The 13,815-nt window shown below is 67.5% G+C and carries 12 protein-coding genes; 5 read left to right on the forward strand and 7 right to left on the reverse strand.

The genetic code is table 11. From position 1 onward, the window contains the following. Window positions 1-32: 32 nt before the first annotated feature. The 4 genes from D7006_RS07830 to D7006_RS07845 form a co-directional block, all read right to left on the reverse strand. Window positions 33-791, reverse strand: coding sequence for an ABC transporter ATP-binding protein (locus D7006_RS07830; RefSeq protein WP_237356187.1), 759 nt, complete (start codon window positions 789-791; stop codon window positions 33-35). Then, window positions 788-2,596: an ATP-binding cassette domain-containing protein gene (locus tag D7006_RS07835; RefSeq protein WP_237356188.1), complete on the reverse strand. Its 1,809-nt coding sequence runs from the start codon at window positions 2,594-2,596 to the stop codon at window positions 788-790. Before D7006_RS07835 ends, D7006_RS07830 begins: the two co-directional genes overlap by 4 nt. Continuing rightward, window positions 2,593-3,468 (reverse strand): branched-chain amino acid ABC transporter permease, encoded by an 876-nt coding sequence (locus D7006_RS07840; protein WP_237356189.1) that lies wholly within the window; start codon window positions 3,466-3,468, stop codon window positions 2,593-2,595. The genes D7006_RS07835 and D7006_RS07840 overlap by 4 nt, the downstream gene beginning before the upstream one ends. A gap of 114 nt (window positions 3,469-3,582) precedes the next feature. Next, window positions 3,583-4,785 (reverse strand): ABC transporter substrate-binding protein, encoded by a 1,203-nt coding sequence (locus D7006_RS07845; RefSeq protein WP_169122329.1) that lies wholly within the window; start codon window positions 4,783-4,785, stop codon window positions 3,583-3,585. Window positions 4,786-5,083: 298 nt separating this feature from the next. Between D7006_RS07845 and D7006_RS07850 the strand changes: the two genes are divergently transcribed. The 3 genes from D7006_RS07850 to D7006_RS07860 are packed head-to-tail and all read left to right on the forward strand — an operon-like array spanning window position 5,084 to window position 8,477. Further along, complete coding sequence (locus tag D7006_RS07850) at window positions 5,084-6,031, forward strand: LysR family transcriptional regulator (RefSeq protein ID WP_237356190.1); 948 nt, start codon at window positions 5,084-5,086, stop codon at window positions 6,029-6,031. A 26-nt stretch (window positions 6,032-6,057) separates the two neighbouring features. Next, entirely contained in the window at window positions 6,058-7,299 is a 1,242-nt protein-coding gene (locus tag D7006_RS07855; RefSeq protein WP_237356191.1) for an amidohydrolase family protein, read from the forward strand. Then, the gene (locus tag D7006_RS07860) at window positions 7,296-8,477 is read left to right on the forward strand and encodes an amidase (RefSeq protein ID WP_237356192.1); all 1,182 of its coding nucleotides are present in this window, start codon (window positions 7,296-7,298) and stop codon (window positions 8,475-8,477) included. The genes D7006_RS07855 and D7006_RS07860 overlap by 4 nt, the downstream gene beginning before the upstream one ends. 381 nt (window positions 8,478-8,858) lie before the next feature. Here D7006_RS07860 and D7006_RS07865 read toward each other — a convergent pair whose 3' ends face one another. From D7006_RS07865 to D7006_RS07875, 3 genes are read right to left on the reverse strand one after another with little or no spacing between them, the layout of a single operon-like run. Continuing rightward, the gene (locus D7006_RS07865; protein ID WP_237356193.1) at window positions 8,859-9,653 is read right to left on the reverse strand and encodes a carbon monoxide dehydrogenase subunit G; all 795 of its coding nucleotides are present in this window, start codon (window positions 9,651-9,653) and stop codon (window positions 8,859-8,861) included. 20 nt (window positions 9,654-9,673) lie between these two features. Next, on the reverse strand, window positions 9,674-11,164 hold the full coding sequence (locus tag D7006_RS07870) for an NAD-dependent succinate-semialdehyde dehydrogenase (RefSeq protein ID WP_237356194.1): 1,491 nt from the start codon (window positions 11,162-11,164) through the stop codon (window positions 9,674-9,676). 9 nt (window positions 11,165-11,173) lie between these two features. Next, a complete protein-coding gene (locus D7006_RS07875; RefSeq protein ID WP_237356195.1) occupies window positions 11,174-12,304 on the reverse strand; it encodes a zinc-dependent alcohol dehydrogenase family protein in 1,131 nt (376 codons plus the stop codon). A gap of 128 nt (window positions 12,305-12,432) precedes the next feature. On the opposite strand from D7006_RS07875, the gene D7006_RS07880 reads away from it, so the two are divergent. Beyond that, on the forward strand, window positions 12,433-13,317 hold the full coding sequence (locus D7006_RS07880) for a xanthine dehydrogenase family protein subunit M (protein ID WP_237356196.1): 885 nt from the start codon (window positions 12,433-12,435) through the stop codon (window positions 13,315-13,317). Next, window positions 13,317-13,799 carry a (2Fe-2S)-binding protein gene (locus tag D7006_RS07885; protein WP_237356197.1) on the forward strand — a complete coding sequence of 161 codons (483 nt, stop codon included), beginning with the start codon at window positions 13,317-13,319 and terminating at the stop codon, window positions 13,797-13,799. The genes D7006_RS07880 and D7006_RS07885 overlap by 1 nt, the downstream gene beginning before the upstream one ends. Window positions 13,800-13,815: the final 16 nt, after the last annotated feature.

Raw genomic sequence — 13,815 nt, forward strand, 5'->3', positions numbered from 1 at the left:
TTGGACTGGACGGACTTGCAAAATTATGAGGCTCAGGCCGCCGGTTTCTTGCGGCCGAGGAAGGCTTCCATCACCTCGGGATCGCGGGCGAGCACCTGGCTCGGCCCCTCCCGTGCGACGCGGCCATTGGCGATGACATAGGCGTGGTCGGCGATGGCCAGCGCATAGGAGGCGAGCTGCTCCACCAGGAGGATGGTGAGGCCAGATTTGTTGAGGGCCGAGAGCACGCCCATGAGCTGGTCGACGATCTTGGGTGCAAGGCCGAGCGACAGCTCGTCGATGATGAGCAGCTCCGGCTCGGCCATCAGCCCGCGGGCAATGGCCAGCATCTGCTGCTCGCCGCCGGACATGGAGCCGGCCTGCTGGGCGAGGCGTTCCTTCAGGCGCGGAAACAGCTCCAGCACCTTGTCGCGGGTCTGCTTCGCCCGCGCGCCTTTCAGCCCGCCATGGACGTAGGCGCCGAGGATGAGGTTGTCCTCCACGCTCTGGTCGGGGAAGATCAGCCGGCCTTCCGGCACCATGACGAGGCCCTGGCCCACCTTGGCGTTGGCGCTCATGCGGGTGGTGTCGGTGCCGCGAAACAGCACCTTGCCGCCGGAGGGGGTGACGAGGCCCGTCGCGCCCTTCACCATGGAGGACTTGCCGGCACCATTGTTGCCGATCACCGCCACCAGCTGGCCGCGCTTCACCCGAAGGGAAATGTCGCGCACCGCCACCGCCGCGCCGTATCGCAATTCCATGGACTGGATGTCGAGCAGCACGTCCGCCGTGTTGGTCTCGGGAGGGGTCATGCCGTCACCTCGGCCGTGTTCGCGTGATCGAGGGAGGTGCCGAAATAGGCCTCGATGACACGCGGGTTCTCCTGCACCACGGCGGGGGTGTCGCTGGCGATCACCTGGCCGTAGTCCAGCACGGTCACCGTGTCGGCCACGGCCATGATGAGTTCCACATGGTGCTCGATCAGCAGCACCGAGACCCCCAGCGCCGCGATGCGCCGGATCATCTCTTCCAGCTCGTCGATCTCCTGGGTGGTGAGACCGGCGGCGGGCTCGTCGAGCAGCAGCAGGCGGGGCCGGGGGGCCAGCGCCCGGGCGATCTCGAGGCGCCGCTGGAGGCCGAAGGGCAGGAAGCGGGCCTCCTCGTTGGCGTAATCCTGAAGCCCCACGAATACGAGCAGGCCGATGGCGGCGCGTCGGCATTCGTCATCCTGCCGCCGCATGGCGCCGGTGCGCAGCAATGCGGCGAGTAGCCCGTAGCCGAGGCGCTGCTGGTAGCCCACCATCACGTTCTCCAGCACGGTCATCTCGCCGAACAATTCGGTGTTCTGGAAGGTGCGGGAGAGGCCGGCGCGGGCGATCTCGTGGGAGGCCTTGCCGGCGAGCTGGATGCCGTCCAGCTCGAAGGCGCCCTCGCTCGGCTGGTAGAAGCCGGAGATGGTGTTGACGAAGGTGGACTTGCCGGCCCCGTTCGGCCCGATGAGGGCATGCACCTCGCCCGGCTTCACCCGCAGCGAGGCCTTGGCCAGCGCCGTGAGCCCCCCGAACCGCACGGTGAGGTCCCGCGCCACCAGCTCGGATTTCTGGCTGCGGGGATCGAGGCGCAGGGTGTCCTCGGCGGGCAGGCCTTCGGAGGCGGCAACCGCACGCGGCACCGGCACCAGCCGCTTCAGGCCGGCGGCGAGCGAGCCCATGATTCCGCGCGGCATGACGAACATGACGACCAGCAGCAGCGCGCCATAGGCGAACTTCTGCCACACGGCGAAATCCTGCAGGTATTCCGGCAGATAGGTGAGGATATAGGCGCCCAGAACCGGCCCGAAGGTGGAGGCCGCCCCGCCCAGGATCACCATGAGCAGGAAGCGCACGCTGTCCGAGAAGGTGAAGATATCGGGTGAGATGTAGGAATTGAGGAAGGCGTAAAAGGTGCCGGCCAAGCCCGCCGTCACCGCCGCCGCCACGAAGGCCAGCGTGCGCATGGCAGTGGCGTCCACGCCCAGCGCCCGCGCCGCGATCTCGCTCTGCGACACCGCCAGCATGGCGCGGCCGTAGCGAGAGACCTTCAGATTGTGCGCGGCCGCGGTGGCGAGGAAGAGAACCACCGCCAGCACGCCGTAGAAGGCATAGCCGGACAGCCGGACCCCGAACGCATTGGGCGCGGGAATGGAGGTGATGCCAGTGGTGCCGCCGGTGAGCGACTGCCACTCGATGGCGACATTCTCCACGATGAGACCGAAGGCGATGGTGACCACCGCGAGATAGACCCCGCGCACCCGCACCGTGGGATAGGCGAGGAGCACGCCGAAGCCGGCCGCAACCAGAGCGGCGATGAGGCTCGACGAGATCATGTCGAAGCCGAGCCGCGTCGCCACGATGGCGCCGGTGTAGGAGCCGAGCGCGAACAGGCCCGCCTGTCCGAGGGAGACGAGGCCGGTGAGCCCCACCAGCACGTTCAGGCCCACGGCGATGATGCCGTAGATCAGGAACAGCATGAACAGGCGCAGCTCATACTCGTTGCCGGAGGTGAGGGGCACGATCACCAGGATGGCGGCGAGGGCCGCGAAACCCAGCAAAGTGAGATGGCGGATGAGGTGTCTCATACCTTCATCACCTCCCGCTTGCCGAACAGGCCCTGGGGGAACACCAGCAAAGTGAGGATCATGAGGGAGAAGCCGATGATCTCGCGCGCGGCCGTGGAGATGTAGCCTTCGACGAACTTCTCCATCACCCCGTAGACGAGGCCGGTGATGACCACCCCGGGCGCCGAGGTGATGCCGCCGATGATGGCCACGGCGAAGCCCTTCAGTCCCGGCAGTACGCCCATGGCGGCGGAGGCCTGCACCACCGGAGCCACCAGCACGCCGGCTGCCGCGCCCAGAAGCCCGGCGAGGGCGAAGGAGAAGGCGACCACGGCGTTCACATTGATACCCATGAGGGCGGCTGCATTCTTGTTGTGGGCGACCGCCCGCATGGCACGGCCCACCAGGGTGTGGCGCTGCAGCGCCCGCAGGCCCAGCATGGCCACCACCGCCACCAGCGGGATCACCAGCTCCTGCGGATAGATGCCCGCGCCGAGGATGTGCACGGAGGAGACCACCCCCGGCGAGGGCAGCGGCCGGGCGTAGCCCTGGGTCTGGATGGTGGCGAAGCTCTCCACCATGATGCCCACGGCGATGGTGGTGAGCATCCAGCCCACCGAGCCCTGCTGGGACAAAAAGGGGCGCACCGCGATGCGCTCCAGCACCAGCCCGAACAGCCCGCCGGCCGCCACCGCGACCAGGCAGGCGAGGCCCAGCGGCAGGCCCGCCGCCAGCAGATAGACGGCGAGCAGGCCGCCGATCATCAGCGTGTCGCCATGGGCGAAGTTCACGGCCTTGGCCGACGACCACATGATGTGGAAGCCGAGGGCCACCAGGGCATAGATGCCGCCGATGGCAAGGCCGGACAGGATGTATTGCACCACTGTGGTCATTGCGGGCGACCTGTCGGTGAGAGGGGCCCGGCCGTGGCCGGTCGAGGCGAGTGGTGGCAGGGTGGACGAGACAGAAAGCGGGAGGCGGCGAGGGAAACCGCCTCCCGCGCGGGCTCACTTGTCGTAGGGCGAGCCCTTGAGGGGGATCAGCTTGCCGTCGTGCCAGACGGTCAGCAGGTAGTATTGCGGCAGGATGGCGTCCTGGCGCTCGGGATCGGCCTTGTCGAAGGCCGGCTTGTAGGGGGCGACGAGGCCGTCACGGCTCACCTGGTAGAGGGCCTGCTGCACCTTCTTCCAGTCGAAGGAGCCGGCGATCTTGATGGCGTCGGCCAGCACGTAGACCGCGTCGTAGGAATTGGCGATGCCGGAGGGAGCCTTGATGTCCTTCGGGTCCTTGATACCGGTCCGGGCCTCCACGGCGGCGAGCAGCTTCTTGCCGGCCTCGCTTTGCGGGGTGAGGAAGGAATAGGTCTGCATCACCCGCACCCCGTTGGCGAGGGGGCCGGCCAGCTCGCCGAGATTGCCGGAGATGCCCCAGGCGCCGACAATGGCCGGCTTCCAGCTCGCCTTGTCCATGGACCGCAGGATCTGGTTGGCCTCGCGGTCGAGGGACCACACGATGACCACGTCCGCCCCGGCGTCGCGGGCGCGGATCACCTGGGGCGACATGTCCTGGTCGTTCCAGTTGAAGGTCTCGGCGGCGACCAGCTCCTTGCCCTTGGCGGCAAGCGCGGCCTTCACGTCCGGCAATGCGCCGTTGCCCCAGCCGGTGTTCTCGTAGAAGAACGCCACCTTGCCGGTCTTGGACACCTTCAGCGCCTCGTCCACCAGGAAGCGGGCGACCCACTTGTCCTTGGCGGAGACGCGGAACATGAAGTTGGGATCGCGCCCGTTCTCGATGGCCTTGGTGTTGGCCGCCCACACGCCCATGTAGGGAATGCCGATCTCGTGCACCGGGTCCACCTGCGCCAAAGCGACGGTGGAATGGAAGCCGCCGAGCACGGCGATGCACTTGTCCGCCAGCGCGATGCGGCGGGTGTTGTCGACGCCGCGCGGCGGGGCGCCGGCGTCGTCATACTGGATCAGCCGCAGCTTCTTGCCGAGCACGCCGCCCGCCGCGTTGATCTCCTCGATGGCGATCTCCGCGCCCATCTTGATGGCCTGGCCGGAAAAGGCGGCCGGGCCGGTGACGGCGGCGGAATTGCCGATGCAGGGCTCCTGATCGGCCAACGCCGCGGTGGCCGAAAGGCTGGTGGAAAGCCCAAGCGCCACCGCCGCAGCCAGAAGCTGGCCGCGCAAAATGCTCTGTGGAGGCATGTCTGTTTTCTCCTGCCGTGTACAGGACGTGCCGGGCATCACCGCCCGAAAATCATCTGCGAGATGAGGCTGATATAGGCGCAGCCTCAGGACAAAGATTATTTTCCGATCATAGATATAGGCTATGACTATAGGATCAGATAATAGGCTGGAGTGTTCTCTAGGTATCGATCATAACTAGTTGATTTTTATAGATATATATGAAAATATCGCTCATAGTTTAGGCATATGACTATATATCATGCAATTTGACAATCGCTTTTGAGCGATGCCATTTCATCTGGTGCAAAGGTGATCCATGGATCTTCGTCAGCTCAAATACTTCGTCCAGATTGCAGAAAGCGGGAATTTCTCGCGCGCGGCGGAGGTATTGCGCATTGCTCAGCCCTCGCTGAGCCAGCAGATGAAAAATCTGGAGGAAGAGCTGGGCGTCGCACTGCTCATGCGCCATGCCCGTGGCGTCACGCCCTCCGAGCTCGGCCAGCAATTCTACGACCATGCCCGCCGCATCCTGGAGGAGGTGGACCGGGTGAAGGACCAGGTCCGCTCCAAGTCGCTCAATCCCTCGGGAAGGGTGTCGGTGGGGCTGCCCACCTCCGCCTGCCGGGGCCTCGGCCTGCCCCTGATCTCGGCCATGGCCGAACACCAGCCCAACATCGCCCTTCACGTCGTGGAGGCCATGACCGGCTATCTCGACGATTTCCTTCAGGCCGGCCGGCTGGACGTGGCCCTGCTCTACGACCACAAGGCGTTCGAGCACGTGGCCTGGACCGAGATGATGGTCGAGGAGCTGATGCTGTTCGTCGCGCCGGACCACCCTTTGGCGGCGCGGGGCAGCGTCTCGTTCCGCGACATGTTCGCGTGGCCCATCGTGCTGCCCGGCGCGCCCAATGTGATGCGCACGGTGATCGAGCAGTTCGCCGCCCGCAATGACGTGGAGCCCGTCGCCATGGCGTGCGACAGCCTGCCCACCATCGCGCGGCTGGTGCGCTCCGGCCGGGCGCTGGGGGTGATGCCCCATTTCGCCTTCATGGATGAGATGGCGCGCGGCGAGATGGTGGCCGTCTCCATCCTCGACCCGACGCCATCCTGGCGGCTGTCCGTCGTCGTCTCCCAGCGCAGCATGAACCCGCGCGGCTCCGAGGCGGTGGCCCAGGTGATGGCCGATGTCATCGCCGAGATGGTCGAGACCGGAACCTGGCGCGCCAAGCTCAAGGGCGAGAAGGCCCGCGCCACCGTGAAGTGAACCCCGCCAGCCCGTCGAGACGCCCCATGGACCTCATCGTTAAGAACGCCCGCCTGCCAGACGCACCGGACCATATCGTCGATATCGCCATCGCCGCCGGCCGCATCAAGGCCATCGGGCCCGACATCACGGCCGACGCCGAGGTGGTGGATGCCGGGGGATGCCTCGTCGCGCCGGGCTTCGTGGAAACCCACATCCACCTCGACAAGTCGTGCATCCTCGATCGCTGCGCGTCCCGCCGCGGCGATCTGGAGGAGGCCATCGCCGAGGTGGCCCGCGCCAAGAAGGACTTCACGCCGGAGGACGTGTACGCCCGGGGCCGGCGCACCATCGAGAAAGCCATCTCCCAGGGCACCACCCACATGCGCAGCCACCTGGAGGTGGACCCCGGCATCGGCCTGCGCGGGTTCGAGGGGGTGATGCAGTTGGTGGAGGATTATCGCTGGGCCATGGACATCGAGGTCTGCGTGTTTCCGCAGGAGGGCCTCACCAACAATCCCGGCACGGACGAGCTGATGGTGGAGGCGCTGCGGCGCGGGGCGAAGGCGGTAGGCGCCGCGCCCTATACGGACACCGACCCCCACGGCCAGATCGACCGGGTGTTCGAGATGGCCCGTGATTTCGACGTGGACATCGACATGCATCTGGATTTCGGCGCCGACCCCACGGCGCTCGATCTCGATTATGTCTGCACGCTTACCGAACGGTTCGGCTGGGGCGGGCGGGTGGCCATCGGCCATGTCACCAAGCTCGCTTATGTGGAGCCGGAGCGGCTGGCGCAGATCGCCACGCGCATGCGCGATTGCGGCGTCGCGCTCACGGTGCTGCCCTCGACCGACCTGTTCCTCATGGGCCGGGATCGCGCCTTCGCCAAGACGCGCGGCGTCACGCCGGCCCACCTGCTGCTGCAGCATGGGGTGAACTGCTCGCTCTCCACCAACAATGTGCTGAACCCCTTCACCCCGTTCGGCGACTGCTCGCAATTACGGATGGCGAACCTCAACGCCAACATCTGCCATGTGGGCTCGGCCCACGACATGACCGAGTGCTTCCACATGGTCACGAGCCGCCCCGCCCGCCTCATGAACCTTGCGGATTATGGGCTGGAAGCCGGCAAGCCGGCGGATTTCGTCATCATCGACAGTTCCTCTCCACGCGCTGCGGTGGCCGAGCTGTCCCCTGTCCTCGCGGCCTTCAAGGGCGGTCGACGCACCCTGACGCGGGAGCGGGCGAAACTGCACTTTCCCGGTTGCGGGTGCGGACAATGAGCGGTGCCGACGCCCTTGGTGCCTTCATCCCCGGCCCGCGCCTTGCCCGGCCCGGTGCGGCGTCCGGCGTGCTCGCGGGCCTCGCCTTCGCCGTGAAGGATGTGATGGACGTGGCCGGCACCTCCACCGGCAACGGCCATCCCGACTGGCTCGCCACCCACCCGCCCGCGACGCGCTCTGCCGTGGCGGTGGAGCGCCTGCTGGCCGCGGGCGCAAGCCTTGCCGGCAAGACCATCGCCGACGAGTTGTGCTACTCGCTCACCGGCGAGAACGTGCATTACGGCACACCGCTCAATCCGGCCGCGCCGGACCGCGTGCCGGGCGGCTCCTCCAGCGGCTCGGCCTCGGCCACGGCGGGCGGCGCGGTGGATTTCGCCCTCGGCACCGATTGCGGCGGCTCCGTGCGCGTGCCGTCGAGCTATTGCGGCCTGTTCGGCATGCGTCCCACCCATGGGCGGATCCCGCTCGACGGCGTCGCCCCGTTCGCCCCCAGCTTCGATTGCGTGGGCTGGTTCGCCCGCGACGCCGCCCTGCTGGAGCGCGTGGGGCGCGTGCTCCTGGCCGATGCGGCACCCGCTCTGCCCCTTACCCGCCTCATCGCGCCGCGCGAGGCGTTCGGCCTTTTGTCGCCCGAGGCGGCAGCCGCCCTCGAGCCCTCGCTCCGACTGGCGCAGGAGACGATTGCGCCCTGTGAGGAGATCGCCCTCACAACCGACGGGCTCGATGCCTGGTCCGCCACCTTCCGCACCTTGCAGGCGGCCGAAATCTGGACCTCGGTGGGGCCATGGATCGAGCGGGTGCGGCCGGCCTTCGGGCCGGGTGTAAAGGAGCGGTTCGACGCTGCCCGTGCCGTCGCCCCCTCGGCGGTCGAAGCCGCCGCCGCTCGTCGGATCGCCATCCGCTCCCGGCTCCGCGACCTGCTGCAACCGGGCACGGCATTCCTCATGCCCACGGTGCCGCGCCCCGCTCCGCTGCGCGGCATGGCCACCGCCGAGGTGGAAGTCACCACCCGGCATCTGGCGATGAACCTGTTGTGCATCGCCGGCCTCGGCGGCCTGCCTCAGGTGTCCCTGCCGCTGGCGCAGGTCGATGGCGCGCCGTTCGGCCTGTCGCTGGTCGGGCCAGCGGGCAGCGACACCGCCTTGCTGCGCGCGGCCTCGGTGATGGCCGGGCACTGACCTTCGCGCAATGTCACTGGCGGCGGCGTTACAGCTGTAAGGGGCATTGTGGAGAGTTCAGCGGGCTTGTTCCGAGTTCGGCGCCGCGCACCGCCGGTTCGTTCTTCAGAATGGCGGCTGGGCCGTAAAGCGAACCGCCTGCCTAAACCAAGGGGCGGCAGGGTGAGCTACGCAATGCGCCTGCCCGTGGAGCGCCTGTGACGTATTCCCCATTTCCTGCCGGTCATAAGTTAGGTCCGACTGGTTTGTGTCCCGGTGGGACCGGTTGGCGGACATCGACGGGCACAAGACGCCGAGGATCGTATGGTGTCCGACGGCGCTTCTATCGATCCGCCAAGCCTCGATGATCAGTGTCTGGCCTATATGGTCAACAGCCCTGGCTCAACCTGCCTCCTGCCTGATCGTGACGACGGTCGACGCAACGCCCTGGAGGCGGCCGAAGAGGTAGCCCAAGCTCGCGGTCAGGATGAGGATCACCGCCCCGACGAAGTCAGGTGAGGTTCCGATCCGGCCACTTGGCTCACTGACCAGAGAGCCGGAAAGAAAATAGGCCGAAGCGACGAGTGAAGCAGCGACGACGCAAAGGCCAGCGAAGCGCATTCCGCCCGAGCTTGCCTGTGGCCCGGGGGGCGCGGCAGAAAATGCGCCATGCGAAGGGGTGGCAGGGGGTGTTGCGGTGGAGGCCATCCCAGGCATCGCAGACGACGCCGGCGCGTCCCCCTGCCGTCCGTCCCCGCGCGCGACGATCTCCTGCGCAAAACGCTTGAAAAAGGCTCCGGACATCTGCTTCGCCGTCGCGTCGATGAGCCGGGCGCCGAGCTGGGCGAGCTTGCCGCCGACCTGGGCCTCGACCTCGTAGCGCAGGATTGTCCCGTCGCCATCCGCCTCCAGACGCACCATTGCCTCGCCCTTGGCGAAGCCTGCCATGCCGCCCTGTCCTTCGCCGCTGATGCGGTAACTGTTCGGCGGATCGAGGTCGCAGAGAGTCACCGCGCCTTCGAACCGCGCGCTCACCGGGCCCACCTTGAGCACCACCTTCGCGCTCATCTGCGTGTCGGAGCTTTTCACCAGTTCCTGGCAGCCCGGGATGCAAAGCTTCAGGATCTCCGGATCGTTGAGTGCTCGCCAGACCACCTCGCGCGGGGCCGGGATGCGCTGTTCGCCTCTCATGTCCATGTGCGTGTCTCCCTTCCGCTTCAGGCTGGCGTGTCGATGCCGCCGAGGCAGAGGTATTTGATCTCCAGATAGTCCTCGATGCCGTATTTCGAGCCCTCACGGCCGAGCCCCGATGACTTCACGCCGCCGAACGGCGCGACTTCGGTGGAGATGAGCCCCTCGTTGATGCCGACGATGCCCGCCTCGATGGCCTCCGCCACGCGGAAGATGCGGCCCACGTCCCGACTGTAGAAATAGGCGGCGAGGCCGAACTCGGTGGCGTTGGCGAGGGTGATCGCCTCGGCCTCCGTCTCGAACCGGATCAGCGGGGCGACCGGCCCGAATGTCTCCTCGGAGAAGATGAGTGCATCCTTCGGCACGTCAGCCAGGACGGTCGGCTCGAAGAAGCTGTGGCCGAGGGCATGAGGCTGCCCACCGGTAACAATGCGGGCGCCCTTCGACACTGCATCGGCGATGTGCTCCTCCACCTTGGCGACGGCGGCGGCATTGATGAGCGGCCCCTGGGTGACGCCCTCCACCATGCCAGGGCCGACCTTCAGGAGCCCGACCGCATCAGCCAGTTTTTCGGCGAAGGCGTCGTAGACGCCGGCCTGCACCAGGAAACGGTTGGCGCACACACAGGTCTGCCCCGTGTTGCGATACTTGGAGGCCATGGCGCCCTTGACCGCCTCGTCCAGGCCGGCGTCGTCGAAGACGATGAAGGGCGCGTTGCCGCCAAGCTCCATGCTGGTCTTCTTCACGGTCGGCGCGCACTGGGCGAGGAGCAGTGCGCCCACCCGCGTGGACCCGGTGAAGGACAGCTTGCGCACGAGGGCGTTCTCGCACAGCTCCTTGCCCGTCTCGGAAGAGGGGCCGGTGATAATGTTGCAGACACCGGGCGGCAGGCCCGCGCGCTCAGCCAGCACGCCCAGCGCGAGGGCGGAGAAGGGCGTCTCGCTCGCGGGGCGGATCACCCCGGTGCAGCCTGCGGCCCAGCCCGGCCCCGCCTTGCGGGTGATCATGGCCGAGGGGAAATTCCAGGGGGTGATGGCGGCGAAGACGCCGATGGGCTCCTTCTGCACAATGATGCGCCGGCCCGGCAGGGGAGCGGGAATGGTGTCGCCATAGACGCGCTTGGCCTCCTCGGCGAACCACTCGATGAAGGCGGCTGCGTACGCGATCTCGCCTTTCGCCTCGGCAAAGGGCTTGCCCTGTTCGGCGGTCATGATGCGGGCGAGGTCGTCCTGGTTTGCCATCATCAGGTCGAACAGGCGCCGCAGGATTGCAGCGCGCTCCTTGCCGGTCTTCGCCCGCCAGCTCTTCTGCGCCGCATGGGCCACATGGATGGCGCCCGCCACTTCAGGGCGCGACAGGGCGGGCACATGGCCGATGAGCGTGCCATCCGCCGGATTGGTGACGGCTATGGTCGCACCGCTGGCGGCGGACACCCATTCGCCGCCGATGAGGTTGGCCTCTCGGAAGAGGCTCGGATCCGCGAGCCCAAGCGTCGCGGCGGAATTCTTGTCGGTCATTGCGCCCTCTCAGCTCTGGAAGTCCACGACGAGACGCACGACGGAACCATCGTGCAGCCGATCGAAGCCTTCGTTGATGTCTTCGAGCGGGATGCGCCCGCTCATCAGGCGGTCCACGGGGAGACGGCCTGCCTTGTAGAGCTCGATGTAACGCGGCACGTCGCGCACCGGCACGCAGGTGCCGATATAGCTGCCCTTCACCGTCCGCTCTTCCGCGACGAGGCTCACGATGTTCACCGGCAGCACGGCATCCGGCGGTGGCAAGCCGGCGGTGACGGTGGTGCCGCCGCGCTTGGTCATCTTGTAGGCATTCTCAAGCGCCGGCGCGGAGCCGGCGAACTCGAACACGAAATCGGCGCCGCCGCCCGTGAGCGCCCGCACCTGCTCGATGGCATCGGGGGCGCGTGCGTCCACGACGCCGGTGGCGCCAAGGTCCTTGGTGAGCTGCAGCTTTTCCGGCGACAGGTCCACGGCGACCACCCGTGCGGCGCCTGCCGCCAGAGCCCCGAGGACGGCGGCGAGACCCACGCCGCCGAGACCGACGACAGCCACGGTCTCGCCGGCCTGGACACGGGCGGTGTTCACCACGGCGCCGACGCCCGTCAGCACCGCGCAGCCAAACAGCGCCGCGACGTCGAGCGGGATATCCTTGTCTATTCGAACCAATGAACGGCGCGACACCACCGCGTGGTCGGCAAAGGCGGAGCATCCCAGATGATGATGGATGGTCTCCTCGCCCTCGTGTAGCCGGATCGCTCCGGTCAGGAGTTCGCCCTTGCCGTTGGCCACCGCGCCTGGCTCGCACAGGGCCGGCCGCCCCTGAGAGCAGGGCTGGCAATGGCCGCAGCTGGGCATGAATACCATGACCACGTGATCGCCCGGCTTCAGGTCGTCCACTCCGTCGCCGGCCTCGACCACCACGCCCGCCGCCTCGTGCCCGATGGCCATCGGCATGGGCCGCGGCCGGCTGCCGTTGATGACGGAAAGATCCGAATGGCACAGGCCCGCCGCCGCGATCTTTACCAGCACCTCGTCCCGGCCGGGTCGATCGAGCTCCACCTCCTCGATATGGAGCGGCTGGCTCTGCGCGTACGGCATCTGAGCGCCCATGCTGCGCAGGACGGCGGCTTTGATCTTCATGGCGTGGTGCTCCCTTACGTCCTTCGAGCGCGCATGCCGCCTCTGGCCCGGGCAGCTTGACACCGATTAACATAGTCTAATAATGCAAGTCACTAGGGAACGGAAACCGACATGCCGGAAATACGCCGATGAAGCCCGCCCGGTTCGACTATGTTCGCGCCGAAAGCATCGCTCACGCGGTGGAGGCGCTTGCGGGTGCAGGCGGCGACGGCAAGGTGCTCGCGGGCGGGCAGAGCCTGATGCCGATGATGAATTTTCGCCTCGTGAAGCCATCGGTTCTGGTGGATATCAACCGCATCCCGGACCTCGACCGCATCACCCTCGAAGCCGGCACGCTGCGGCTCGGCGCGCTGGTGCGCCACCGCATGACAGCGGAGGATGTGCTGGTGGCCCGGCACATCCCGGTGCTGCACGCCGCCATGAAGCATGTGGCGCATCTCACCGTGCGCAACCGCGGCACCTTCTGCGGCAGCGTGTGCCATGCCGACCCCGCCGCCGAGATGCCCATGATGACGCTGCTGCTCGACGGCACCATCCATATCGCGTCTCCGCGCGGCACTCGCACCATGCCGGCGCGGGACTTCCTCATAGGCTCCCTCGCCACCGCGCTGGAGCCGGACGAGATGGTCACGGCCGTCGATCTCGCCATACCTGCGGACGGCACCGGCTGGGCCTTCGAAGAGTTTTCCCGCCGCCACGGCGACTATGCGCTGGCGGCCGTCGCCGTGCTCATGGAACGCAGGGACGGGCGGGCGCGCAACGTGCGCATCGCCATGATGGGCATCGCCGACACCGCTCTGCGGCTGAGCGATGTGGAGGCAGCCCTCGAGGGCCGCGAAGGCACCGCCGAAGCGTTCGACGAGGTGGTCGCGCGGCTCAAGGCATCGCTGGCGCCCAACTCCGACCTCAACGCCTCCGCCGACTATCGCCGCCATCTTGCCGGCGCGCTCGCCCGCCGCGCCCTCGCCGACGCCTGGGACCGCGCCCGCGAGGCGCATATGGAGCCGGCCTGATGGAAGACCGCGCCACCATCACGCTCACCGTCAATGGGCTGACCCAGACCCGCGCGGTGGACGCGCGCCTGCTGCTGAGCGACTTCCTCAGGCACGACCTCGGCCTCACGGGAACCCATGTGGGCTGCGAGCACGGGGTGTGCGGCGCCTGCACCATCCTCCTGGACGGGCGCAGCGCGCGCTCCTGCCTCACCCTTGCCATCCAGGCGGACGGCGCCACCATCGAGACGGTGGAAGGGCTCGGCCGCATGGGCGACCTTGGCCGCGTGCAGCAGGCGTTCCGCGATCACCACGGCCTGCAATGCGGCTTCTGCACGCCGGGCTTCCTGATGACCATCACCGACATGCTGCGCCATCACCCGCTGGAAACCGACGACCAGATCCGCGAGGCCCTGTCCGGCAACATCTGCCGCTGCACCGGCTACCAGCATATCGTGGATGCGGTGCGCGAGCTGGCACGCGCACGGGGGCCGCTGACGTGACCGCGTTTGACGCCTC

It is taken from the genome of Xanthobacter sp. YC-JY1 (assembly GCF_021730305.1).
Lineage (GTDB): Bacteria > Pseudomonadota > Alphaproteobacteria > Rhizobiales > Xanthobacteraceae > Xanthobacter > Xanthobacter flavus.